Source organism: Gaetbulibacter sp. M235, assembly GCF_043876835.1.
Lineage (GTDB): Bacteria > Bacteroidota > Bacteroidia > Flavobacteriales > Flavobacteriaceae > Yeosuana.
In genome coordinates, this window is sequence record NZ_JBAWJZ010000011.1 from 57,045 (window position 1) to 82,121 (window position 25,077).

At 30.5% G+C, this 25,077-nt stretch carries 22 protein-coding genes; 14 read left to right on the plus strand and 8 right to left on the minus strand.

Going from position 1 to position 25,077, the window contains the following annotated elements; translation table 11 throughout:
• Nucleotides 1-56: 56 nt before the first annotated feature.
• From V8G69_RS15140 to V8G69_RS15155, 4 genes are all read left to right on the plus strand, one after another.
• The gene (locus V8G69_RS15140) at nt 57-1,745 is read left to right on the plus strand and encodes a histidinol-phosphatase HisJ family protein (RefSeq protein ID WP_394882947.1); all 1,689 of its coding nucleotides are present in this window, start codon (nt 57-59) and stop codon (nt 1,743-1,745) included.
• A 130-nt stretch (nt 1,746-1,875) separates the two neighbouring features.
• Nucleotides 1,876-3,873 carry a M1 family metallopeptidase gene (locus tag V8G69_RS15145; protein WP_394882948.1) on the plus strand — a complete coding sequence of 666 codons (1,998 nt, stop codon included), beginning with the start codon at nt 1,876-1,878 and terminating at the stop codon, nt 3,871-3,873.
• A 12-nt stretch (nt 3,874-3,885) separates the two neighbouring features.
• Complete coding sequence (locus V8G69_RS15150; RefSeq protein WP_394882949.1) at nt 3,886-4,788, plus strand: patatin family protein; 903 nt, start codon at nt 3,886-3,888, stop codon at nt 4,786-4,788.
• 93 nt (nt 4,789-4,881) lie between these two features.
• Nucleotides 4,882-5,799, plus strand: coding sequence for a patatin family protein (locus tag V8G69_RS15155; protein WP_394882950.1), 918 nt, complete (start codon nt 4,882-4,884; stop codon nt 5,797-5,799).
• A gap of 1 nt (nt 5,800) precedes the next feature.
• On the opposite strand, the gene V8G69_RS15160 is transcribed toward V8G69_RS15155, so the two are convergent.
• Entirely contained in the window at nt 5,801-6,322 is a 522-nt protein-coding gene (locus tag V8G69_RS15160) for a hypothetical protein (RefSeq protein WP_394882951.1), read from the minus strand.
• Nucleotides 6,323-6,539: 217 nt separating this feature from the next.
• Here V8G69_RS15160 and V8G69_RS15165 point away from each other — a divergent pair, with 217 nt between their 5' ends.
• Nucleotides 6,540-8,873: an ATP-dependent helicase gene (locus tag V8G69_RS15165; RefSeq protein WP_394882996.1), complete on the plus strand. Its 2,334-nt coding sequence runs from the start codon at nt 6,540-6,542 to the stop codon at nt 8,871-8,873.
• 4 nt (nt 8,874-8,877) lie between these two features.
• On the opposite strand, the gene V8G69_RS15170 is transcribed toward V8G69_RS15165, so the two are convergent.
• Together V8G69_RS15170 and V8G69_RS15175 are read right to left on the minus strand one after the other, a co-directional pair.
• Complete coding sequence (locus V8G69_RS15170) at nt 8,878-9,846, minus strand: hypothetical protein (RefSeq protein ID WP_394882952.1); 969 nt, start codon at nt 9,844-9,846, stop codon at nt 8,878-8,880.
• On the minus strand, nt 9,843-10,799 hold the full coding sequence (locus V8G69_RS15175) for an aspartyl protease family protein (protein ID WP_394882953.1): 957 nt from the start codon (nt 10,797-10,799) through the stop codon (nt 9,843-9,845). The genes V8G69_RS15170 and V8G69_RS15175 overlap by 4 nt, the downstream gene beginning before the upstream one ends.
• Before the next feature lie 111 nt (nt 10,800-10,910).
• On the opposite strand from V8G69_RS15175, the gene V8G69_RS15180 reads away from it, so the two are divergent.
• Complete coding sequence (locus V8G69_RS15180) at nt 10,911-11,531, plus strand: L-threonylcarbamoyladenylate synthase (protein WP_394882954.1); 621 nt, start codon at nt 10,911-10,913, stop codon at nt 11,529-11,531.
• A gap of 69 nt (nt 11,532-11,600) precedes the next feature.
• On the opposite strand, the gene V8G69_RS15185 is transcribed toward V8G69_RS15180, so the two are convergent.
• From V8G69_RS15185 to V8G69_RS15195, 3 genes are all read right to left on the minus strand, one after another.
• On the minus strand, nt 11,601-12,440 hold the full coding sequence (locus V8G69_RS15185; protein WP_394882955.1) for a flagellar motor protein MotB: 840 nt from the start codon (nt 12,438-12,440) through the stop codon (nt 11,601-11,603).
• A gap of 96 nt (nt 12,441-12,536) precedes the next feature.
• Nucleotides 12,537-13,526 (minus strand): glycosyltransferase family 2 protein, encoded by a 990-nt coding sequence (locus V8G69_RS15190; protein ID WP_394882956.1) that lies wholly within the window; start codon nt 13,524-13,526, stop codon nt 12,537-12,539.
• The gene (locus V8G69_RS15195; RefSeq protein ID WP_394882997.1) at nt 13,523-13,969 is read right to left on the minus strand and encodes a type I restriction enzyme HsdR N-terminal domain-containing protein; all 447 of its coding nucleotides are present in this window, start codon (nt 13,967-13,969) and stop codon (nt 13,523-13,525) included. The genes V8G69_RS15190 and V8G69_RS15195 overlap by 4 nt, the downstream gene beginning before the upstream one ends.
• A gap of 104 nt (nt 13,970-14,073) precedes the next feature.
• Between V8G69_RS15195 and holA the strand changes: the two genes are divergently transcribed.
• On the plus strand, nt 14,074-15,078 hold the full coding sequence (gene holA / locus V8G69_RS15200) for a DNA polymerase III subunit delta (protein ID WP_394882998.1): 1,005 nt from the start codon (nt 14,074-14,076) through the stop codon (nt 15,076-15,078).
• On the opposite strand, the gene V8G69_RS15205 is transcribed toward holA, so the two are convergent.
• Nucleotides 15,075-16,568 (minus strand): YfcC family protein, encoded by a 1,494-nt coding sequence (locus V8G69_RS15205; RefSeq protein WP_394882957.1) that lies wholly within the window; start codon nt 16,566-16,568, stop codon nt 15,075-15,077. The two genes, holA and V8G69_RS15205, sit on opposite strands and share 4 nt — an antisense overlap.
• 60 nt (nt 16,569-16,628) lie before the next feature.
• Between V8G69_RS15205 and V8G69_RS15210 the strand changes: the two genes are divergently transcribed.
• From V8G69_RS15210 to V8G69_RS15240, 7 genes are all read left to right on the plus strand, one after another.
• Entirely contained in the window at nt 16,629-17,294 is a 666-nt protein-coding gene (locus V8G69_RS15210; protein WP_394882958.1) for a uracil-DNA glycosylase, read from the plus strand.
• A gap of 540 nt (nt 17,295-17,834) precedes the next feature.
• Nucleotides 17,835-18,674 carry a 1,4-dihydroxy-2-naphthoyl-CoA synthase gene (locus V8G69_RS15215; RefSeq protein ID WP_394882959.1) on the plus strand — a complete coding sequence of 280 codons (840 nt, stop codon included), beginning with the start codon at nt 17,835-17,837 and terminating at the stop codon, nt 18,672-18,674.
• Nucleotide 18,675: 1 nt separating this feature from the next.
• Complete coding sequence (menA, locus tag V8G69_RS15220) at nt 18,676-19,578, plus strand: 1,4-dihydroxy-2-naphthoate octaprenyltransferase (RefSeq protein WP_394882960.1); 903 nt, start codon at nt 18,676-18,678, stop codon at nt 19,576-19,578.
• 44 nt (nt 19,579-19,622) lie between these two features.
• Entirely contained in the window at nt 19,623-20,300 is a 678-nt protein-coding gene (locus tag V8G69_RS15225) for a metal-dependent hydrolase (RefSeq protein WP_394882961.1), read from the plus strand.
• Between the two features lie 53 nt (nt 20,301-20,353).
• Nucleotides 20,354-21,391, plus strand: coding sequence for an o-succinylbenzoate synthase (locus V8G69_RS15230; RefSeq protein WP_394882962.1), 1,038 nt, complete (start codon nt 20,354-20,356; stop codon nt 21,389-21,391).
• Between the two features lie 3 nt (nt 21,392-21,394).
• Nucleotides 21,395-22,336 (plus strand): CPBP family intramembrane glutamic endopeptidase, encoded by a 942-nt coding sequence (locus V8G69_RS15235; RefSeq protein WP_394882964.1) that lies wholly within the window; start codon nt 21,395-21,397, stop codon nt 22,334-22,336.
• Between the two features lie 27 nt (nt 22,337-22,363).
• Nucleotides 22,364-23,437, plus strand: coding sequence for an AMP-binding protein (locus tag V8G69_RS15240; protein WP_394882965.1), 1,074 nt, complete (start codon nt 22,364-22,366; stop codon nt 23,435-23,437).
• Here V8G69_RS15240 and V8G69_RS15245 read toward each other — a convergent pair.
• Nucleotides 23,434-25,062: an acyl-CoA carboxylase subunit beta gene (locus V8G69_RS15245; RefSeq protein ID WP_394882966.1), complete on the minus strand. Its 1,629-nt coding sequence runs from the start codon at nt 25,060-25,062 to the stop codon at nt 23,434-23,436. The two genes, V8G69_RS15240 and V8G69_RS15245, sit on opposite strands and share 4 nt — an antisense overlap.
• Nucleotides 25,063-25,077 lie beyond the last annotated feature (15 nt).

The window sequence follows — 25,077 nt, forward strand, 5'->3', positions numbered from 1 at the left end:
TCTATTGCAATAGCTAAATTTGGCAATTTAAAAGCATAATTTATAGCATTTGATTAATGAGAAAACTCAACGAATTTATTTGGGAAACACATGGTATTCATGCTGGCACAGAGCAGGATCACGTAAAACATGGTATTGATAGATTAGAAGATATTGTAGATAAAGCCATAGAGGCAAAACATCCGAGTATCACTTTTATTATTCATTCACCTAGACTGACAAGTTTCCGTTACATTGCTGAAAGAGATACTAATGTAAAATTTATTAGGGGAAATAAATCGTATTTAAATTATCCAAAACGTATTGCTAATCTTCGTAAAAAATATGAAGGTCAAATTAATATCAAATATGGTGTTGAATTAGAATGGATGGGACCGGATTTAGGTTTGCAATGGAGTCGATCAAAAATATTTCAAGCTGAAGATGCCGACTATGTGATAGGTTCGGTTCATTTTGCCCCTGAAGGATTGCCTTACGATGGGACTAAAGAAGAAGCTCTTGAATTATTGAAAATGAGAGGTAGCTTGGAAGCTTATTGGGATGGCTATTTTAACGAAATGATTCAGATGATTGAATGTTTTGGAGATATGATTCAAATTATTGGTCATATAGATTTACCAAAACTGAATGTAGATATGCCTGAAGCTTTGGTGAATTTTGAAACGAGCTCGCATCCTTTAGCCAACAAGTTTAGAACGCTTTTAGAGTTAATTGCAGATCGTAATTTATCTTTAGATGTGAATATGGCTGGTAAATTTAAAGGAGTTGGGGTTTATCCTGTTCAAAGTATATTAAGAAGAGCCAACGAACTTCAAATTCCTGTTTGTGTTGGTACCGATACGCATCATGTTCATTATTACGGTTTGAATTTCAAAGAAAGTTTAGAATATATACATGAGGCTGGATATGAAAGTTATGTAAGCTATTCAAAATTAATTCCAGAAAATCGCACCATTTTTGACGACCACGAATTAAAGGTTAAGTACACGGTTTTAAATAAGGGTATAGAATTGTTGAACCAAAGATTAGATGACGCGCATAGAAGAATTATCCCTGATTTTTCTTTTGGAGGTTCATTTTTAGAATTTGTAGACATTTACAGAAATGCCACTGGAATGGGAGACTACAATGCCATTAGAATTCGAAAATGGGGAAAATCAATCACTGTTACTAATGAAATTCCTAAATTATCAAATGATAAAGTAAATGGGTTGTTTTCAGAACATTTGGACAAACCTGGTGTTATTTCTTCACTTTTTAACACATTAGCTTCTGAAGGAATAAATGTTGAAACAGCACGATTAAAGTCTAATAATGATGGTACTGCTAGAGCATTTTTGTCTATTGAAGGTAATAATGGAAACGTTAAAAGCGCCATTGACTTTATTCACGGTACAGATGCTGGTCTTTTTACTAATTTGACTTATAAAGAAAACGCTGAGTTGCCAAATTACAATCGAGAAGGTGTTTATTTATTGGAAATGGATGGCGTTAGTTTGAATTTAGCCTTGAGTGAAAAAGTAATTCTTACCAAACATCATAATGCTCCCGGAGTTCTGTTGATATTATTGTCTGCTCTAGCTTCAAAGCATATTAATATCATCGACTTAAGATTAGGAAAACTAAATAATGTTGGGTATTCTGCTATTGCTATTGATGGAGATAGTAATGTGATTAAAAATTTACTAACTAAATTAGGAGACCAATATTACGAAGCCAATTTAATCGAGTTTCATAGTATGTAGTCTTAAATAATTAAGAATTTAAATATATTAGGCTTAAAATTGCTTCTTTTAACAGTAATTTTAAGCTTTTTTTTGCTGCTTCATTTTATGTAAGTTTCGCATTTTGATTAAAAGTTTGTTATATTCACATATGAAATTCTTACAAGTTATTTTCTTTTTATCCATTGTCACATTTGGGTTTTCCCAACAAACAAACTATGTTGATTTTAAAACAGCTAAAGCAAACATTAGCTTTGGAGATTTAGATAAAAAGGAAGTTTTTGGAACAATTTCTTATGGATTTGAGATTTTAAAAAACACCGATTCTATTTTTATCGATGCCAATGGTTTTCAAACAATCCAGTATGTTTTAGATGGTATTTATTCGGACAGCTTATATAATGGAAAACAATTAATTATAAAACACCCATTTAAGGCCAATACTTCACATAGCATAGATATTGAATGGAAAACTATTCCCAAAAAAACCATGTATTTTATTGATTGGGAAAACGATAATAAAGTCACTTCGAGTGATTCGTTGCAAACGAATAGTATCGAGAAGAAGCAAATATGGACACAAGGCCAAGGTAAATATACCAGTAATTGGTTGCCTTGTTTTGATGACATGAACGAAAAAGTAGAATTTGATTTAAATATATCTTTTGATGAAAATTATGAAGTAATTGCTAATGGAAAACTTGCAAATAAACAAATAAACGATTCAATAACAACTTGGCATTACGATATGCAAGAGCCCATGTCAAGTTATTTATTAGCTCTTGCTATTGGAAAATATAACAAGATAACAGAGACATCAAATTCAGGCATTCCTTTAGTAATGTACTATTATACTCAAGATTCCAATAAAGTTGAACCAACATATCGTTTTACCAAACAAATATTTGATTTTTTAGAATCAGAAATAGGTGTTCCGTACCCATGGCAAAATTATAAGCAAGTACCTGTAAAAGACTTTCTGTATGCTGGTATGGAAAACACAAGCACTACCATTTTTTCTGACGCTTTTGTAGTTGATTCTATTGGCTACAATGATAAAAACTATGTGAATGTGAATGCGCATGAATTGGCTCATCAATGGTTTGGTGATTTGGTAACCGAAACATCAGGAACACACCATTGGTTACAAGAAGGTTTTGCAACATACTATGCTTTGTTGGCAGAAAAGAACATTTTTGGTGAGGATTATTACTATTGGAGATTGTATGAGTATGCTCAAGAATTGTTAGAACAAGATAAAGCAGAGCAAAGTACTTCTTTATTGGATTCTAAAGCAAGTAGCACAACCTTTTATAAACGAGGTGCTTGGGTTTTACATGCTTTAAAAGAAAAAGTTGGTGATTCGGTATTTAAAAAAGCAGTAATAAATTATTTAGAAAAATATCAGTTTAAAAATGTTGAAACAAACGATTTTATAGCTGAAGTTGAAAAAGTTAGCAAACTAAATTTAAAGCCTTTTGTTGAAAAATGGCTTGAAAATAAAGTCTTTCCGTTTGAAGATGCCTTAAATAGCTTAAAAAAATCTAATTTTATTCAAGAGTATGTATCGGTAAATTGTGGAGATAATTCATCAAAATGTGAAGCCTATTTAACATCTGGAATTTCAGATGAAGCCAAAATTAAAATCATTGAACAAAACCCTAGTAAAGTAACAGTAAAGGTTTTTAATAATAGTCTTAAAGTTCGTCAAGCTATTGCAAAATTTGTTGTCAATATTCCATTAGAGATTAAAGAGCTATATGAGTCTCTTTTAAATGATAAGTCGTATATTACTATTGAAATGGCTTTGTTGAATTTATGGAGAAATTTTCCAGATAGCAGATTCAATTATTTAGATAAAACAAAAGGAATTATAGGGTTTAATGATAGAAATGTAAGAATGATTTGGTTGGCATTAGCCTTAAATACTCCTGAATATGAACAGGAAAACAAGTTGTCATATTTTGAAGAATTACGTAATTATACGAGCCCAAAATATGATTTTGAAACCCGCCAAAATGCTTTTCAGTATTTAGATTTAATGAAGGCTTGTGATTCGGTTTGTAAAGATAATTTAACGCAAGCCACCAAACACCATAACTGGCGATTTTCAAAATTTTCAAAGGACATGCTTAAAGGCTTGAATTAAATTTAAAAGAAAATGAAAGCATTAGTAATTTCTGGTGGTGGTAGTAAAGGCGCTTTTGCAGGCGGGGTTGCTCAATATTTAATTCAGGAGCTAAAACGTGATTACGAATTGTATTTAGGCACTTCAACTGGTAGTTTATTGGTGTCTCATCTTGCTTTAAATGAAATAGAAAAAATCAAAACGGTTTACACTAATGTTAATAATGAAAGTATTTTTAATGTTTGCCCTTTTATTATAAAAGAAAAACATGGTACGCAAAATATAGCAATCAATCACTTTAATGTAGTTTTAAATTTTTTTAAAGGCAGTAAGACTTTTGGTGAAAGTTATAATTTAAAAAAGCTCATTAAGAACACGTTAACCAAAGAGGAGTTTTTAGATTTAAAAAGATCACAAAAAGATATTGTTGTAACGGTTTCAAATCTTTCGTTAAATCAGATAGAATATAAATGTTTAAAAGATTTTGATTATGAAGAATTTGTAGATTGGATATGGATTTCCTGCAATTACACGCCTTTTATGACCTTAGTTAAAAAAAATGGTTGTGAATATGCTGATGGAGGTTTAGGCAGTATGGTGCCAATTGAAGAGGCTATAAGTAGAGGTGCCACTGAAGTTGACGCTATTATTTTGCAAACCGAAGTTACTCAGTTTAACAGAATGCCTTCAAAAAATGCTTTCTCACTATTAACAAACATGTTTGCTTTTATGTTAGATAGAATAGAATCTCAAAACATTAAAATAGGAAAGTATGTTGCTTCGCATAATGGAGCTATCATCAATTTTTATTATGCTCCAACAGTTTTAACAACCAATTCCTTGATTTTTAATAAACAAAAAATGACGAAATGGTGGCAAAGTGGGTATAATTTCGCAAAATCAAAAAATCAAGAAATAAGCACCCTTGAAAATTAATTAACAAATGTCTATGAACAAAATTTTCAAACCAATTAAAATATCGAAGACGAGTATTCTTTCTTCAAATTTAGAAAAAGACATATATATCAGATGAAAGCATTAGTCGTATCTGGTGGAGGAAGCAAAGGTGCATTTGCAGGCGGTGTAGCACAATATTTAATGGAACAAAAAGGGAAAACTTACGATATGTTTTTAGGAACATCAACTGGCAGTTTGTTAATTCCGCATTTGGCCGTAAATGATATTCCTAAAGTGTATGATATTTTTACTAATGTTAATCAAAACACAATCTTTAGTGTCAATCCATTTATTCAAAGAAAGAAAGACAACAGAGAGTATGTCACAATAAATTACTTTAACTCGATGCTTCAATTTATAAAAAGAAAGAGGACTTTTGGAGAAAGTAAAGCATTGCGTAGAAATATTCTAAAAAACTTCACTAGGGAAGAATATAATAAAATAAGAGCAACGAAAGATGATGTTGTTGTAACAGTTTCAAATTTGTCAAAAAACAGAGTAGAGTATAAGTCTATTAAGGATTTTGGTTATGAAGAATTTTGCGACTGGATTTGGATTTCCTGTAATTATATACCTTTTATGTCTTTGGTAACTCGAAATGGTTTTGAATATGCCGATGGTGGTTTAGGATGCGTTATTCCAATTAGGGAAGCCATACAAAGAGGAGCGACAGAAGTTGATGCAATAGTTTTGGAAAGTGAAAATTTAGAATACAATAAGGTTTTAGGTAAAAATCCTTTTTCATTATTGATAAACTTATTCAGTCATTTGTTAGACCAAGTTGAAAAAAGTGATATTGCACTGGGGAAATTAGCGGCAAAGAATAAAAATGTCAAGCTAAATCTTTACTATACGCCAACCAAACTAACAGAAAATTCTTTGATTTTCAGTAAGAGATTGATGGTTGACTGGTGGCAACAAGGGTTTGATTATGCAAAAGACAAAAACGAAAATGGTTTTGCAATGAACGATTTAAAAACAGGCAGTTAGATTACCATATGGCGCTTACTTCATCTTTTATAAAAGCCAAAGCAACATCACTAGGAGCCCTTCTTTCCATCATTTCTGTCAAAATAACTTCACGTAATTTGTCTGCTGAATTTGTTTTTTCAAGTAAGCTGGCTTTTCTAATTAACTGAATTGTGGCATTTTTTGCAGTAGCAATAATGCTCCAGCACTTGTCAGACACATAGATTTGCTGTGATAAATTATGCTCAAATTCTTGTTCAATAGTCTGTATAAGTAATAACTCATAAGATTCTTTATTAGAAGACTTTGGACTTATCCTTAAAAGAATTTTTGAAGGAGAAATACGTTCCAGAAAAATAGTCATTCGTTCATAGGCCTGAAGGCGTAATGGTAATGCTTTAACCTGCATATCTTTTTTCAAAAGAAAACGTCTTCTTCCGTCTTCATTTTTAGTATGCTCTCTAAAAAAGTAATAAGCAATTAAGCCAGTAATTAATGATGGGATTGTATAAGAAAAAAGGTCAATGATGCGTTCAATTTCCATGACAGAATGGTTTAATATTTTATTGTAGTTACTACCCAAATATACACAATCTTTTAAATGACACATGAAATAAAACCTGTTTTAGTCTCATTTCTCTTTGCTTATTATTATTGATTATAAATTTTAAATAAATATTTTAATTGTTTATAATTATTAATAAATCTGCTTAATTAAAAGCATAACAATGGTTATTTTCACATCGAAAATAAATTGTAGTTTGGAAAAGTATTTAAGTCAATTAAATGAAGCACAGTTAGAGCCCACTATTCAAAAAGATGGGCCAATGATTATCATAGCTGGAGCAGGTTCTGGAAAGACTCGTGTTTTAACTTATCGGATTGCTTATTTAATGAGTCAAGGTATAGATCCCTTCAATATTTTAGCTTTAACCTTTACCAATAAAGCAGCACGAGAAATGAAAGATCGCATTGCGACTATTGTTGGTGCTAGTGAAGCAAAAAATTTGTGGATGGGAACATTTCACTCAGTTTTTGCAAAAATTTTGCGTAGTGAAGCTGATAAATTAGGGTATCCAAGTAATTTTACTATTTATGATACACAGGATTCAGACAGGTTGATTGCATCTATAATCAAAGAAATGGGTCTTGACAAGGATATCTATAAATACAAACAGGTTCGATCAAGAATTTCATCATATAAGAATAGTTTAATAACTGTTAGGGCTTACTTTAAAAACCCAGAACTTATAGAAGCAGATACCATGGCCAGAAGGCCAAAATTGGGTGATATTTACAATGAATATGTAGAGCGTTGTTTTAAAGCAAGCGCTATGGATTTTGATGATTTATTGTTGAAAACCAATGAATTGTTAACGCGGTTTCCAGAAGTTTTGATGAAATACCAAAATCGATTTAAATACATTTTGGTTGATGAGTATCAGGATACAAACCATTCGCAATATTTGATAGTTAGAGCCTTGTCTGATAAGTTTCAAAATATTTGTGTAGTTGGTGATGACGCACAAAGTATTTATGCCTTTCGAGGTGCTAACATTAATAATATTTTAAATTTCCAAAAGGATTATGATGATGTAAAGGTGTTTCGTTTAGAACAAAATTATCGTTCTACTAAAAACATTGTGAATGCAGCTAATTCAATTATTGATAAAAATCAAACGAAATTAGATAAAGTTGTTTGGACAGCCAATGATGAGGGAAATAAAATTATAGTAAATAGGTCTTTAACAGATGGAGATGAAGGCCGTTATATAGCAAGTACTATTTGGGATAACAAAATGCAACATCAATTGAAAAATAGTGATTTTGCAGTTTTGTACAGAACAAATGCCCAATCGAGAGCCATTGAGGATGCCTTAAGAAAGCGTGATATTCCCTATAGAATTTATGGAGGTTTATCTTTTTATCAGCGAAAAGAAATTAAAGATGTTCTTTCATATTTGCGCTTAATTATTAATCCAGCAGATGAAGAAGCTTTAAAACGTATTATTAATTTTCCTCCTCGAGGTATCGGTGATACAACTATTGATAAATTGATTGTTGCTGCAAACGGATACAAACGTTCCATTTTTGATGTGATGAAACATATTGATAAAGCTAATGTCAATGTGAATTCTGGCACTAAAACTAAGCTTCAAGATTTTGTAACCATGATTGAAAGCTTTCAGGTTTTAAATCAAACAGCTGATGTTTTTGAATTGGCAGAACATGTTACCAAAACAAGTGGATTGATTAGGGAATTTAATAAAGATGGTACTCCAGAAGGGATTACCCGAATGGAAAATATTGAAGAGCTTCTTAATGGTATGAAAGATTTTGTTGAAGGCCAGAAGGAATTAGCAGATACAACAGGATCTTTAGCAGAATTTCTTGAAGATGTTGCTTTGGCTACCGATTTAGATGCCGATAAAGGTGATTCGGACCATGTGGCTTTAATGACTATTCATTTGGCAAAAGGTTTAGAGTTTCCTTATGTTTATATTGTTGGATTGGAAGAAGATTTGTTTCCTAGTGCCATGAGTATGAATACCAGAAGTGAGTTGGAAGAGGAGAGAAGGCTTTTTTATGTAGCATTAACACGTGCTGAAAAACAAGCGTATTTAACGTATGCTTTATCAAGGTATCGTTGGGGAAAATTAGTCGATTCTGAACCAAGTCGTTTTATAGAAGAGATTGATGAGCAATATTTAGAAAACACAACACTTATAGAAGAACGTCGTTTTAATCCGATGCTTGATGCAGACATTTTTGGTGATGTTGAACCAAATAAAATAAGGTTTAAGCAAGCAAAACAGCCAATTTTTAAAAAAGATACTGTTTCAAAAAATGAACCTGAGAAATTTCAAATTTCAACACCAAGAAGTTTAAAACCTTTATCAAAAACTGATGGAAACACTAATTTATTTGACAGTAAACTGGTTGTTGGAAATTTAGTGAAACACATGAGGTTTGGAACCGGAAAAGTTACTAAAATTGAAGGTGCTGGAGCCGATATTAAAGCTGAAATTAATTTTGAAAATGGAGGTGTAAAAAAACTTTTATTGCGTTTTGCCAAGTTAGAAGTGATAGGATAAAAAACTATTTAACCATGCAAACAGAATTTATATTTCCATTATCGTCATATTCTTTTACTGTGTTATTTGGATCGACAATCCATTCGCCATCAACAATAAACTTATAATGATGTTTTCCACCAGAAAGGGGAACGACAAATTTCCATCCATAATCGGTTTTACTCATTTTATATTCATGTTCATTCCAATCATTAAAAGTTCCTGCTAAAATAACTTCTTTAGCGTTTAAATAGCCTCTTAACTTAAATGTAGTATACTCTTTAATATCTAAATGTGAATTGTATTCGCCAAATTCATTAACTACTTTATCTATATTGTCTGGATCTTCCATCCAGTTACCATCAACAATAAATCTGTATTCATATTCATCTGGTTTTAGCTGTAATTTAAGTTCCCAGCCATCGTCAGTTTTTTTCATTTCAAACAGATTTTCACTCCATCTATTAAAAGTCCCTGAAAGAATTACTTTTTTGGCATTTTCATAGCCTTTAAGTTTAAACACAGCATTACCGGTTTCACTTGGGTGAGCTGTGAACATTTTTAAATTATAAACAGCACCAATGCGATGACCATCTTTTGTTGCCTTGACAGTATTCGGGTCATTTTTTGATGGTTCTGCCCAAAAGCTGTTGTTTATAACAAATTTAAACTCCCATGAAAATTCATCAGTAAAATCTGTGAGTTTTTTTCTTAATTCATAAACACCATCATTTAATTTGGTCATCGTCCATTTGTCTTTTGACCAATTATTGAATTCACCAGATACAACTACATTTTCTATATCTAAGTCATCAAAATCACGTTTAAAACCAACAGCATCATCTGTCGCTTTTTTATAGTCTCGTTTATCAAAAGAAAAAACCACCTCATCACCTTCAATCCTGTAACCTTTTATGGCATCATTTTGAGCCAATAAGTTTAAGCTTGCGAATGCAAACATTAAATAAGCAATATGTATAATTGATTTTTTCAATTTGCTGTTCTTGGAAAATCTATAAAATATATTTTTTCTTTTTGGTAATTGATTATTGTCCTTTTCCGTTTAAAAAATTCATAGCCTAAAATACCATCTAAATTGGTTCCAAAGGCTTCATTCATATTGCTTAGGTTTGTTAAAACGGTATACATAGGTCCTAAATAAACTGTTTCACTTAGTTTTACACGATACAATTTCCCTGCCAAAACCTCAATTTTTTTATTTCCTGCTCCAGATAATAGTAATCTTCTTTTCGGAATAAAGTGCTTTAATATTTTTTTATTGACGTTTTTATTGATTTGATTGAATTCTGCACCACTATCTAACCCAAATTTAACATTTTGTTTGTTAATTGTTGCATTTAATATGATGGTATGATTTTTTAATTTAAAGTTTACACTATCAACAATTTTTTCTAAATATACTTTAGTATCAATCTTATTACCCGAAGCATCAATTTTGCTAAGAGTAATTTGATTTAAATAAAAATCTATAAAAACCTCATAGTCTTTTAAGATACTAAAACCAATAATTCCTAAAAGGTTGATGTTTTTACTTCTCTCGATATGTGATAAATCTATTATGTCTGAATTTGTATTGAATAGTTTAAAATCCTGCAATGCAAATTCTTTTAAATTTTTTTCAAATGGTGTATCAATTACAGAAAGTATTCCATAAGTTTCGTTTTCCTTTTTATTATGTTGATATAAGTTTTGAAAATGGGATTTATTAAGAATGAGAGTTTCAGAACCAGTATCGATGATAAAGTTTCCTTTTTTATTTAAAAGCTCGGCTTCAACAACAATTAAATGATCAATTAATTTAAAAGGTATTCTTGTTGTGTTACTATTAATAATTTCAGCTTTATAGAATTTAATGGAATTAAAAGTGTCATCTACTGCAAAAACAGAATGTACACAAATTAATAATATTATAAAACATCTTAACATATAAAGAAGACTATTTTATTATATAAATGTTACACGTATTGCGCTTTAAGTTGATAAAATTTAGAAGACTTAAAAAAATGTGCTTACTTTGTAAGATAACACATAGTTATTATGGCTGAATTTTTAAGAATATATGAAGAAAACCCAAATTCAAAGGAAATTGAAAAGGTTGTTAAAGTTCTTAAAAAAGGAGGCTTGATTATTTATCCTACTGATACAGTTTATGGCTTAGGATGCGATATTACTAATATTAAAGCCTTAGAACGTGTTGCAAGAATTAAAGGTGTTAAGCTTGAAAAATCTAATTTCTCGTTTGTTTGTCATGATTTGAGTAATTTAAGTGATTATGTAAAACAGATTGATACATCAGTATTTAAAATTTTAAAACGAGCACTTCCTGGACCATATACATTTATTCTACCTGGTGCAAGAACTTTACCAATGTCTTTTAAACAAAAGAAAACGGTAGGTATTAGAATTCCTGCAAACAACATTGCATTAGAAATTGTTAAACTTTTAGGAAATCCAATTATTTCAACATCAATTCATGATGAAGATGAAATTATTGAGTACACAACAGACCCTGAACTTATTTTAGAAAAATGGGATCATCTTGTAGATTTGGTAATTGATGGTGGTTATGGTGGCAATGAACCTTCTACTATTATAGATTTATCTGAAAATGATTTTGTAGTTGTTAGAGAAGGAAAAGGTAGTTTAGATATTTTTTAACTTCTATTTTATTCAAATAAAAAAGCTCAATCTTTAGATTGAGCTTTTAATTTATATTTCATGAAATATTTAGTTTGTACCTGTAGAAAGATTTTTCATTTCTTTCTCAACCATATCATAGAATTGGTCAATTTTAGGTAGAACTACTATACGAGTACGTCTGTTTTTTGCTCTATTTTCAGCAGTAGTGTTATCTACTAAAGGCACATAATCTGCACGACCAGCAGCAATTAATTGAGCAGGATTTACACCAAGTGTTTGCAATACTCTAATAATAGAAGTAGAACGTTTTACACTTAAATCCCAGTTATCCAATAATACACCACTAGCATAAGGAACATTATCTGTATGGCCTTCAACCATACATTCAAAATCTGGTTTGCTATTTACAACTTTAGCAACTTTAGCAAGAACCTCTTTAGCTCTAGTTGTTACGTTATAACTGCCACTTTGAAATAATAATTTATCAGCAATTGATATAAAAACAACTCCTTTTTCTACATTGATTTCAATATCTGGATCATTAATACCTACTTCACGTTTTAAACTTGTTACTACAGCTAAAGTGATACTGTCTTTTTTAGTTAAAGCATCTTGAAGGCGTGTAATTTTCATTTCTTTTTCTTTGATGCTTTCAAGAGTTTTTTCAACGTTTGAAGCACCTTTTGCTGATAATACAGTTAAGTTATCATTGCTTTTACGTAAATCTGCTACTTGCTCTTCTAAAGCAATTGCTCTTGCTGATGCAGCTGCTTTATCAGATAAACAACTATTTAATTTTACAGTTGCGGTATTTAATAAATCTTGTGTTTCTTTTTGTTTGGTTTCAAGGGCTGCATATTCTTTTTTTGAAACGCACGAACTTAGAAGCATTAAGGTTGAAAAGCTAAGGATTAAAAGTTTTTTCATGATTATTTAAGGATTAATTTTTTCTGTTATTTGACGTAGCAAAAGTATATAAAAATAAGGTAGTTTTAACATTTTAACAAAACTTTTACTAACTAGTTATAAACTTTTGTAAAGTCTATTTTTATATACGTAATAATTTAAAACTATAGATGTTAGGTTGTAATATTTTTTTCTTTTTTCTAGTGATTTTCTTTGCTTTAAAAGCACACTTAAATGTGAATAAAAACTATAATGAGCACGAATAATTGCCGTTATGTGTTTTAATTTAAATTCAAGTAGAAACTTCACGCCAGCGACACCATCCAGAATTAGCCTTGTTAAGATTAAAAGGAATAAATTGCCTTTGGCGTTTTTTGTTAAAGCGTATAAGCTATTTCTAAAATTAAGGTACGTTTTTTTAGGATTTGAATTGTTAAGCGTTGCTCCACCAACATGATAAACTTCAGATTCTCCAACATACATCACATTATATCCCAAGTTTTTGGCACGCCAACATAGATCTATTTCTTCCATATGCGCAAAGAAATTTTCATCGAAAGCATTGAGTTTTTTAAAAACGTGGTTCCTAATAAACAGACACGCACCAGATGCCCAAAAAATATCTTCAATATCATTGTATTGTCCTAAGTCCTTTTCAATAGTATTAAAAATTCGACCACGACAATATGGATACCCAAATTTGTCAATAAAACCACCTCCAGCACCGGCATATTCAAAATAATCTTTTTGTTTATAGTCCAATATTTTTGGCTGAATAATGGCTGTATTAGGTTCTTTTTCAAAAGTGCCCAATATTGGTAAAAGCCAATCTTTAGTAACTTCAATATCATTATTAAGCAGACATAGTATTTCTTCATTTAAATCTTTCAATGCGTCGTTATATCCTTTTGCATAACCACCATTTTCCGTGTTTTTTATGATTTTAACCGATGGGAAATTCTCCAATACAAATTCTATAGAATCATCCGAAGATGCATTATCTGCAACATAAATCGTTGCTTGCTCTGAATATTCAATAACTGATGGCAAAAACTGTTCTAAAAGTTTTTTTCCATTCCAATTTAAAATAACGATGGCTACTTTCATTTAATGTATTCTGGAATATCTTTTAAAAATTGATATTTTTCTTCTTTAAAATCCATCTGGCAATAATAATGATTTAATCCGTTAGTAATCATTAAATACGATGCATTTAAACTTAAGTTATATTGAGCAATTTGGTCGAAAGTGCTTTGGTTTATAGTAATCTTTGGAGATTTACATTCAACAATTAAATAAATACTTCCATCTGAGTTAAAAACTACAATATCATAACGTTTACGCAACTTGTTTACGGTTAACTCTTTTTCAACATTAATTAAAGATTTGGGATAACCTTTGTTTTCAATTAGATAATGCACACAATGCTGTCTAACCCATTCTTCGGGTTGAAGAATTACAAATCTTTTGCGAATAACATCGAAAATAGAAATTTTATTTTCGCTATTTTTGAATCGAAACGAAAACTTTGGAAAGTTTAGTTCTTGCAACACATTATATATTTTGATAATTCAAAGTTAAACCACAATATTCAAATACCAAATTACTGTACATGTTTTTGGGATTTGATTTTTTTAATTTGAAATTTTACATTTTGGACGAAGTCACACAATTAGTTACAGATATTAAAAACGGACAAATCAAACCTATTTATTTTTTAATGGGTGAAGAACCTTATTATATTGATAAGATTTCAGAATTTATTGAAAAAAATGTGCTTTCAGAAGAAGAAAAAGGATTCAATCAGGTGGTTCTATATGGAAGAGATGTTAGTATAGATGATATTGTTGAAAACGCCAAACGTTACCCTATGATGTCTGAAAAACAAGTTGTGATAGTTAAAGAAGCTCAAGATTTATCTAGAACTATTGATAAATTAGAAGCTTATGCAAGCAATCCTCAACCTTCAACAGTTTTAGTAGTTAATTACAAGTATAAAAAGCTAGATAAACGAAAATCAATATATAAAGCCATTAATAAAGTAGGGATAGTTTTTGAAAGCAAAAAACTTTACGAAAATCAAGTTTCCGATTGGATTAGAAGAGTTTTAGCTTCAAAAAAATATACTATTTCTCCTAAAGCTGCTCAGATGCTGGTTGAATTTTTAGGAACTGATTTGAGTAAAATAAGCAATGAGCTTGAAAAACTTCAAATCATTATTCCAAAGGAAACACAAATTACTCCAGAACTTATTGAAGAAAATATAGGAATTAGTAAGGACTTTAATAATTTCGAATTACGTAAAGCAATAGGAGAAAGAAATAATATTAAAGTTTATCAAATAATTAACTATTTTTCTGAGAACCCAAAAGATAACCCTATGGTTGTTACGGTGTCTTTATTGTTTAGTTTTTTTACACAATTACTTCAATTTCATGGACTGAATGATAAATCACCTCGAAATGTTGCTTCGGCTTTAGGCATTAATCCATATTTTGTTAATGACTATGTGTTGGCAGCTCGTAATTTTCCTATGAAAAAAGTAAGTACAGTGATTTCAGCATTACGGGAATTTGACCTTAAGGGAAAAGGAGTCAATTCAAATTCGGTACCTCAAGGAGATTTACTAAAAGAATTAATGGTTAGAATTTTATCCTAAAGATATACTGAGACTGTTAACGCTATCATTGTAAAAATTAATAAGATAAAAACTAAAGGCATTACAAATTTCAACCATTTGTTATATCCAACTTTTACAATTGCTAAGGATGCTAAAATTAAACCTGTTGGATTTATAAAAGCAAATAAACCCTGACCATACTGATAGGCATTTACAACGGCTTCTCTGCCAATTCCAACACCATCTGCTAAAGGTGACATAATGGGCATTGTAAGTACAGCCATTCCAGATGATGACGGAATAAAAAATGATAAGCCACCATATATATATAACATGGCATTTATAAACAAACCTTTGTTCATGCCATTTGTTATATTACTGGCATAATAAAGCATTGTATCACTTATCAATCCATCATTCATAAGTACAGTAATTCCTCTGGCTATTCCAATTATAAGAGCAACACCTAATAAATCACTTGCTCCCTTAACAAAACTGTCTACAAATATAGATTCTTTAATTTTACCAATAAACCCAATCAGAATAGCACCAACTAAAAATACAGAAGACATTTCAATAAACCACCAACCTTGTGTTGATACACCAAAAACCATTACCACAAAAGACATTGAAAAAATGAAAATGATTAAACGTAAACGCAGTGTTAACTTAACCGTTGAATTTGTAGTATTACCAAAAAGATTTTCTATTTCTTCTTTTTGGCTATAAATAATTGATTTTGATGGGTCTTTTTTAACACGTTGTGCATAACGAATTATATATAGAATGCAAATAAGTGTTCCCAAAGCAAATAATATAAATCTACCATTAATACCAGTTGTCCAATTAATTCCTGCAGCATCTGAAGCTATAATAACACTAAAAGGATTGATTGTTGAATACATGGTTCCAATAGAAGAACCAATATAAATAGAAGCTAATGCTACCATAGCATCATATTTTGCGGCCAAAAAAATAGGAATAAGAATAGGGTAAAAAGCAATAGTTTCTTCAGCCAAACCAAATGTAGTGCCACCTAATGAAATTAAAAATGTGACTAATATAATCAGGATGTATTCCCTTCCATATAAAACTTTTGCCATCCAAGATATACCAGCATCAAAGGCACCTGTAAGATTCATGATTCCAATCAACCCACCAATGACCAAAACCAGAAAAATGATGTCGGCTCCTTCAATGATTCCTTTTATGGGAGATTTAATAAAATCTAAAACACCTTGAGGTTTAGCTTCTAACTTTTTATAGGTATTTGGGATATTGATAGGTTTCCAAATATCTCCACTTGTGAATTTTTCAAGGGGTATTTTTACTCCTAAATTGGTTAAGGTTTCCTGTGAAGCCTCTAATTGCTTTTGTTTTTCTAAACTATTTACCGTAAAAGTTTTTTCAGAAGCATTATAAGATAAAGTATCATATTTTCCGGCAGGAATAAACCAAGTAAGTAAAGCAACTAGTGCGGCAATTAAAAGCAATATGGTTTGAGCGGTTGGAAATTGAAGTTTTTTCAATGGTTAAAATTTTATAAGAATAAAGATAGTATTATTTTTAGAACAATTTTAAAGGTAAGTATGAATGTAAATATACATGATAGTTGGAAATCTCATTTACAACCTGAATTTGAGAAATCATATTTTAAAGATTTAGTAAGTTTTGTTAAAGAAGAATATTCAAAATGTCAATGTTTTCCACCAGGAAATCAAATATTTAATGCTTTTGAACATTGCCATTTTAATGATGTTAAAGTGGTTATTATAGGGCAAGATCCATATCATGATAATAGTCAGGCTCATGGATTATGCTTCTCGGTAAATGATGGAATAAAGCATCCGCCATCACTTATTAATATTTTTAAGGAAATTGAGAAAGATTTGGGAATTCCATATCCTAAAAGTGGTAATTTATTGCGTTGGGCAGACCAAGGAGTTTTATTATTAAATGCAACTTTAACAGTTAGAGCCCATGAAGCAGGAAGCCACCAAAATAAAGGTTGGGAGACATTTACAGATGCTGTTATAAAAATAATTAGTGAAGAAAAAAATAATGTTATCTTTTTACTTTGGGGAGGTTATGCAAAACAAAAAGCAAAATTAATAGATATAAAAAAACATAAAATTTTACAAAGCGGTCATCCTTCGCCATTAAGTGCAAACAGAGGACTGTGGTTTGGTAACAAACACTTTAGTAAAACTAACTTCCTGTTGGAGCAAGCTTTTCTGAAACCGGTAAGCTGGTAACTTTTGTTGAAAGTATAATAGGTCTATTATTAGCTTTTGTTCTTTTATTAGTTTTATTACAGCTAAACCTTAACAATAAAAAATTTATAGCTATTAAAACTAATAAAGAAATAGTAATTGTATATATCATAGACTAGGGGTTTAGGCTTTGTAAATATAATTAATTTATCGATTAAATACTTTTTTATTCGTTAACAAAACATCATCTGTACGTAAAAATTTCATTATTATAAATATTTCATCCGAAATTTCTAATATGTGTAAATATAAGTATTAAAAAATTCATAAAAAATACTCACTTATGCGTATTTTTATATGGATAATTCATTGATTTTGTTGTTTTTGTGTTTATTTTATAAATTTTATTAGTAAAGATATGATTTGTATACAAAATCAACAAATAATTTGTAGGATATTTCTAAACTTTTTTGCTTTAAAAAATTTGACGGATATCAAATTAGAATCAATTAAAAATTAATTTTAAAAATTAAAAGACAAGTCTTATTAAAATAAAATATATTTTTGAATAAAATATTAAATATGGAAGTAGTAAATTGGGTTACAGCCAAGGAATACGAAGATATTACGTATAAAAAATGTAATGGTGTAGCCCGAATAGCATTTAATAGACCAAATGTAAGAAACGCATTTAGACCCAAAACAACAAGCGAATTATATGATGCATTTTATGATGCTAATGAAGACGTGAATACTGGAGTAGTTTTATTATCTGCAGAGGGACCTTCATCAAAAGATGGGGTTTATTCATTTTGTAGTGGTGGTGATCAAAAGGCAAGAGGCCATCAAGGTTATGTTGGAGAAGATGGCTACCATCGATTAAATATTTTAGAAGTTCAGCGCATGATTAGGTTTATGCCTAAAGCTGTGATTGCTGTTGTTCCTGGTTGGGCTGTTGGAGGTGGACATAGTTTGCATGTTGTTTGCGATTTAACATTAGCTAGTAAAGAACACGCAATATTTAAACAAACCGATGCAGATGTTACTAGCTTCGATGGTGGTTATGGGTCTGCATACTTAGCAAAAATGGTTGGTCAAAAAAGAGCGAGAGAAATCTTTTTTTTAGGAAGAAATTACACTGCTCAAGAGGCCTTTGAAATGGGAATGGTAAATGCTGTAATTCCACATAACGAATTAGAATCTACTGCTTACCAATGGGCCCAGGAAATATTAGCTAAGTCTCCAACATCAATAAAAATGTTGAAATTCGCCATGAATTTAACTGATGATGGAATGGTTGGACAACAAGTATTTGCTGGTGAAGCAACACGTTTAGCTTATATGACAGATGAAGCAAAAGAAGGCAGAAATGCTTTTTTAGAAAAGCGCAAACCTAATTTTGAAAAAAAATGGATCCCTTAGTATGAAAAATTTCTCTCTTTGGATTTCTGCTATGCGATTAAGGACCTTACCTTTATCAGTTTCAGGAATTATTTTAGCTTCATGTTTTGCAGAGTATAATGGGTTTTTTAATTGGAAAATATTCACTCTTGCTATTCTTACAACTTTAAGTTTTCAAATTCTATCTAATTTAGCTAATGATTATGGAGACGGGGTAAAGGGAACCGATAATAATGATAGAATAGGTCCTGAAAGGATTATTCAGAGTGGTAAAATTTCACCTGAAAGCATGTTCAATGCTATTAAAATATGCATTTTAATAGCAATTATTTTAGCTACAATGCTAATTTTTATCTCATTTAGGGCTAAACACTTTTTTTTAGCATTAACTTTTTTTATTTTAGGAACAGGTAGCATAATAGCAGCAATGAGGTATACTGTAGGTAATAATGCCTATGGATATAAGGGCTTAGGTGATATTTTTGTTTTTATATTTTTTGGTTTGGTAAGTGTTATTGGTTGTTACGTTTTATATGCAAAACAAATAGATCATGTCATATTTTTGCCAGCAATAATTATTGGATTATTAAGTGTTGCTGTGCTTAATCTTAATAACATGCGTGATTTTGAATCTGATAAAAAATCTCAAAAAATCACTTTAGCAATTAAGCTTGGCCAAAAGAATATGAAGATTTATCATTACACTTTAATTTTATTGGCTATTGTTTTATCGACTTTATTTGGAATATTTTATTTTACATCACCAACTAACTTCATTTTTGTCGTAATGTACATTCCTCTAGTTTTGCATTTGATTAGGGTTAAAAAAAATGTGGATTTAAAACTACTTGACCCAGAATTAAAAAAAGTTGCTATTACAACATTTCTTTTAGCAATCCTTATGGGAATTGGGCAATTGTTGTAGATTTTATGTATTTTACTTATTTAAAATTAATTAATTCTTTACACATGAAAATTACATTTTTTGGGCATGCTTCTTTAGGCATTCAAGTTGGAGATATTCATATTTTAGTTGACCCTTTTATTTCTGCCAACCCAAAAGCTTCAATGATTAATATTGAAACATTAAAAGCAGATTATATTTTGTTAACACATGCGCACCAAGATCACATTTTAGATGTTGAAGCCATAGCCAAAAGAACGAATGCTGTTATAGTTTCAAATTTTGAAATTGTTTCATACTTTGAAAAATTAGGAATTGAAGGTCATCCTATGAACCTTGGTGGTCAATGGGATTTTGAATTTGGCAACGTAAAATATGTCAATGCCATACACACATCATCTTTCCCTGATGGTAGTTATGGTGGCCAACCAGGAGGTTTTGTTATTGAAGGAGAACATAAAAATATTTATATAGCTGGAGATACTGCGCTAACAATGGATATGCAGCTTATTCCTCTTTACATAAAATTAGATTTAGCGATTCTTCCTATAGGAGACAACTTTACAATGGGTGTTGATGATGCTATTTTGGCAAGTAATTTTGTAAAATGCGACAAAGTTCTTGGATATCATTTTGATACTTTTGGTTACATTGAAATTAACCACGAAGATGCCAAACGCAAGTTTTTTGATAATGGAAAAGATTTAATGCTTCTAGAAATAGGTGAAAGTATTGAACTTTAATTTGATTTTATTTCTTCCTTATAAAATGAAAATTATTTAAGTAATTTTGGCAAGTGAAAATAGCAACTTACCAAAAACACGTTTTAAACTTTAAACAACCTAGCAGAACATCACGTGGTGTTTTAAAAAGCAAGGAGACTTGGTTTATTATCGTTACTCTTAACGGTAAACAAGGAATTGGTGAATGTGGTATGTTTAAAGGATTATCAATTGATGACCGACCTGATTTTGAAGAAAAACTTCGATGGACTTGTGCGCATATTAATTTTGAATTAAAAGATTTATTACATGAATTGACCGAATTTCCAAGCATTCAATTTGGTTTGGAAATGGCTTTTAAATCATTAGAATCAAAAAATCAGTTTGAATTATTTCCTTCGGAATTTACAAAAGGCGCAAAATCAATACTAATAAATGGATTGATTTGGATGGGTAGTGAAGATTTTATGCGTCAACAAATTAAAGACAAAATAGAATCTGGTTTCAAATGCATTAAAATGAAAATTGGAACTATTAATTTTGAATCTGAATTAGAAATATTAAAATCCATAAGAAAAGAGTTTTCGTCTAATGATATTGAATTAAGAGTTGATGCAAATGGAGCATTTTCATCTACTGATGCTTTAGAAAAATTAAAAAGATTATCAGATTTAGATATTCATTCTATTGAGCAACCTATAAAACAAGGTCAAATTAATGAAATGGCTAAGCTTTGTGAAAGTACGCCTTTACCAATTGCTTTAGATGAAGAATTAATTGGTGTTTTTTCAAAAGAGCAAAAAGAAGAGTTACTTAAAACGATAAAACCACAATTTATCATTTTAAAACCCACTTTAGTTGGCGGTTTTCAAGGAAGTGATGATTGGATAGAAATAGCAGAAAACAACGAGATTGGTTGGTGGATAACTAGCGCTTTAGAAAGTAATATTGGGCTTAACTCCATTGCACAATATACTTTTACAAAACATAGTTTAATGCCTCAAGGATTAGGAACTGGTAGTTTATTTACAAATAATTTTGAGTCGCCTTTACTAGTTAAAAATGGTGCACTTCATTATAATATTAATAATAGTTGGAATTTTAACTTATAGCATATGTATATATCTCAAGCGTTTAATGTTTTACACGAGTGGTGGCGGTATTTAATTGGATTAATTATAATAATTATTGCAGTAATAATTGGACAAATTCCTTTTACAGCTGCAGTTTTTTTGAAAGCATATGAAAATGGAGATAGTATATTAGGACTTGATGAGCAAAAAATGATGAGCTTATTAGAACCCAATTTAAATTTGTTTCTAATGCTTTTATCATTTGCTGTTGGTTTAGTAGGTATAATCTTAGTTGCTAAATATTTACATAAGGAAACTTTTGCACAATTAACCACGTCAAGAAAAAAAATTGACTGGAAACGCTTTTGGTTTATTTTTATCCTTTGGGGTATTGTTTCAACTGGTTTTGTACTTATTGATTATTATTTTTCGCCAGAAGATTATGTGGTAAATTTTAAACCAATTCCTTTTATTATTTTATGTGTGATAGCAATTTTATTAGTGCCATTTCAAACAAGTTTTGAGGAATATTTGTTTAGAGGTTATTTAATGCAAGGGATAGGAGTTATTTTAAAAAACAAATGGGCACCATTATTAATAACTTCTTTTGCTTTTGGATTGTTGCACATTTCAAATCCAGAAGTAGATAAACTGGGAAACGTTATATTGATATATTACATAGGAACAGGGTTGTTTCTTGGAATCATGACGTTGATGGATGAAGGCATGGAGCTTTCGCTTGGTTTTCATGCTGCAAATAATTTGTTTACGGCTTTGTTAGTTACTGCCGATTGGACAGCGTTTCAAACACACTCTATTTTAAAAGATATGTCAGATCCAACAGAAGCTGGATTTGTAGATATATTTATGCCAGTATTTATAGTATTTCCAATTATTCTATTAATTTTATCCAAAAAATACAGATGGACTAATTGGAAAGATAAGCTATTTGGAAAAGTAGAACAAACTCAATTAGAAGATTAAAAGTTAAAGACCAAAACCGATTTATACGTGATACCTAATTACAATAAAGTACATTTAAAATTTAAGCTTAACGGCGTAAATTATAACCAAGAAGACATTAAAGAAATAGCATATAGTTTTATTAAAGAAGGGCTTCCTTATGAAGAAGCCATTGGAGACTTTTTAATAGATTGGTTAGATTCTAAAACCTATATAAAAGTAAAATCGACTGGTACTACAGGAAAACCAAAACTTATTAAGCTTGACAAACAAGCTATGGTCAATTCTTCAATTTTTACTGGTGATTTTTTTAATCTTACTCCTGGAAATAAAGCTTTGCATTGTTTGCCAGCTAAATATATTGCTGGTAAAATGATGCTTGTAAGAGCTATGATATTAGGATTGGAATTGGACCTTGTTGAACCATCATCAAAACTTGTTTTTAACTCTAAAAAGGAGTATGATTTTTGTGCCATGTTACCAATTCAATTACAAAACTCTATTGACAAAGTTGGTAATATTAAAAACATTATTTTAGGTAGTGTAAAAGTATCTAATGACCTTATTGAAGCAATAAAAGATTTCCCTTCAAATATTTATGAATCATTTGGTATGACTGAAACAGCAACTCATATTGCGTTAAGAGCTCTCAATAATTTCAAATCGGATGAAAGTGTAAAATCAACTTTTAAAACTTTACCTGATATTTCTGTTTCTCAAGATGAAAGAGGTTGTTTAGTCATAAATTCTCCACATCTTGTAAAATTACCAATAGTTACAAATGATATAGTTAAATTGTATTCTGATACAGAATTTGAATGGTTAGGAAGGTTTGACAATGTCATAAACTCTGGTGGTGTTAAAATTTTTCCTGAAGTTGTTGAAGAAAAACTATTTGGCAAAATAGACAGTAAGTTTTTTATAGCTTCTGAAAAAGATGAAAAATTAGGCGAAAAAGTTATACTTATTTTAGAAAATGATTCTAATAATGTTGACCCGTCTGTATTTAATGTTTTGGGCAAATACGAAAAACCTAAGAAAATTTACAATGTAAAAAAGTTTGAAATCATTTCTGATAAAATTCAAAGGAAAAAAATATTAAAAAAATTAGGGATTAGCTAAACTTGTAAAACGCCTAAATTAAATTTTTTCTCAATAGGAGCATGGTTTGCAGCTTCTATACCCATACTTATCCATTTTCGAGTATCCAATGGGTCAATAATAGCATCTGTCCAAATTCTTGCAGCCGCATAATAGGGAGATACTTGAGCATCATACCTGTCTTTTATTTTATTAAAAAGAGCTCCTTCCTTTTCTTTGGTTATGATTTCTCCTTTCTTTTTTAGTGAAGCTGTCTCAATTTGTAATAATACTTTAGCTGCAGAATTTCCACTCATAACTGCAAGCTCAGCACTTGGCCATGCAACAATCAATCTTGGGTCATAAGCTTTGCCACACATAGCATAATTACCTGCACCATAACTATTTCCAATTATGATGGTGAATTTTGGAACAACAGAATTGCTTACAGCATTCACCATTTTAGCGCCATCTTTAATGATGCCTCCATGTTCACTTTTGCTACCTACCATAAAACCGGTAACATCTTGTAAAAAAACTAAAGGAATTTTTTTCTGATTGCAATTTGCTATAAAACGAGTGGCTTTATCAGCACTATCATTATAAATAACGCCACCAAACTGCATTTCTCCTTGTTTTGTTTTAACAAGTTTACGCTGATTGGCAACAATCCCAACTGCCCAACCATCAATTCTTGCATAGCAAGTAATAATAGTTTTACCATAACCAGCTTTATATTCATCAAATTCAGAATTATCTACTAATCTTTTTATAATACTGTACATATCATATTGGTCAGCTCTCGATTTTGGTATAATTCCATATATTTCTTCAGGATTTTCTTTTGGCTTACCAGATTCTATTCTATTAAATCCTGCTTTGTCAAAATCACCAATTTTGTCAATAATGTTTTTAATAGTATTTAAAGCATCTTTATCATCTTTTGCTTTATAATCAGTCACACCACTAATTTCACAATGGGTTGTAGCTCCACCTAAGGTTTCATTATCAATACTTTCTCCAATAGCAGCTTTGACCAAATAGCTTCCTGCTAAAAAAATACTCCCTGTTTTATCAACAATCAAAGCCTCGTCACTCATAATAGGTAAGTAAGCACCACCAGCGACACAACTTCCCATTACAGCAGCAATTTGTGTTATTCCCATACTGCTCATTATGGCATTATTTCTAAAAATGCGCCCAAAATGTTCCTTGTCTGGAAATATTTCGTCTTGCAATGGCAAAAAAACACCTGCACTATCTACCAAATAGATAATTGGCAATTTGTTTTCAATAGCGATTTCCTGTGCTCTTAGATTTTTTTTTGCAGTTATAGGAAACCAAGCACCAGCTTTAACAGTGGCATCGTTGGCCACAACAATGCATTGTTTTCCTTTTACATAACCTATTTTAACAACAACGCCAGCAGATGGACAACCACCATGTTGCTCGTACATGCCTTCGCCAGCAAAAGCAGCAATTTCTATGGATTTTGAATGAGAATCCAATAAATAATTAATACGCTCATGAGCTGTCATTTTGCCTTTTGCGTGATGCTTTTCAACACTACTTTTTCCTCCACCCAAATGTACTTTAGCAAGTCTGTTGTTAAGCTCAGAAATTAGGAGTTTATTATGATCTTCGTTTTTATTGAAGTTAATATCCATCAGTTGTTATTGTAT

Bases quoted from the DNA above. Each gene is read 5' to 3' on its own strand.
- V8G69_RS15140 (WP_394882947.1), top strand. From the start codon at position 57: ATGAGAAAACTCAACGAATTTATTTGGGAAACACATGGTATTCATGCT.
- V8G69_RS15145 (WP_394882948.1), top strand. From the start codon at position 1,876: ATGAAATTCTTACAAGTTATTTTCTTTTTATCCATTGTCACATTTGGG.
- V8G69_RS15150 (WP_394882949.1), top strand. From the start codon at position 3,886: ATGAAAGCATTAGTAATTTCTGGTGGTGGTAGTAAAGGCGCTTTTGCA.
- V8G69_RS15155 (WP_394882950.1), top strand. From the start codon at position 4,882: ATGAAAGCATTAGTCGTATCTGGTGGAGGAAGCAAAGGTGCATTTGCA.
- V8G69_RS15160 (WP_394882951.1), bottom strand. From the start codon at position 6,322: ATGGAAATTGAACGCATCATTGACCTTTTTTCTTATACAATCCCATCA.
- V8G69_RS15175 (WP_394882953.1), bottom strand. From the start codon at position 10,799: ATGTTAAGATGTTTTATAATATTATTAATTTGTGTACATTCTGTTTTT.
- V8G69_RS15180 (WP_394882954.1), top strand. From the start codon at position 10,911: ATGGCTGAATTTTTAAGAATATATGAAGAAAACCCAAATTCAAAGGAA.
- V8G69_RS15185 (WP_394882955.1), bottom strand. From the start codon at position 12,440: ATGAAAAAACTTTTAATCCTTAGCTTTTCAACCTTAATGCTTCTAAGT.
- V8G69_RS15190 (WP_394882956.1), bottom strand. From the start codon at position 13,526: ATGAAAGTAGCCATCGTTATTTTAAATTGGAATGGAAAAAAACTTTTA.
- V8G69_RS15210 (WP_394882958.1), top strand. From the start codon at position 16,629: ATGAATGTAAATATACATGATAGTTGGAAATCTCATTTACAACCTGAA.
- V8G69_RS15215 (WP_394882959.1), top strand. From the start codon at position 17,835: ATGGAAGTAGTAAATTGGGTTACAGCCAAGGAATACGAAGATATTACG.
- menA (WP_394882960.1), top strand. From the start codon at position 18,676: ATGAAAAATTTCTCTCTTTGGATTTCTGCTATGCGATTAAGGACCTTA.
- V8G69_RS15225 (WP_394882961.1), top strand. From the start codon at position 19,623: ATGAAAATTACATTTTTTGGGCATGCTTCTTTAGGCATTCAAGTTGGA.
- V8G69_RS15235 (WP_394882964.1), top strand. From the start codon at position 21,395: ATGTATATATCTCAAGCGTTTAATGTTTTACACGAGTGGTGGCGGTAT.
- V8G69_RS15245 (WP_394882966.1), bottom strand. From the start codon at position 25,062: ATGGATATTAACTTCAATAAAAACGAAGATCATAATAAACTCCTAATT.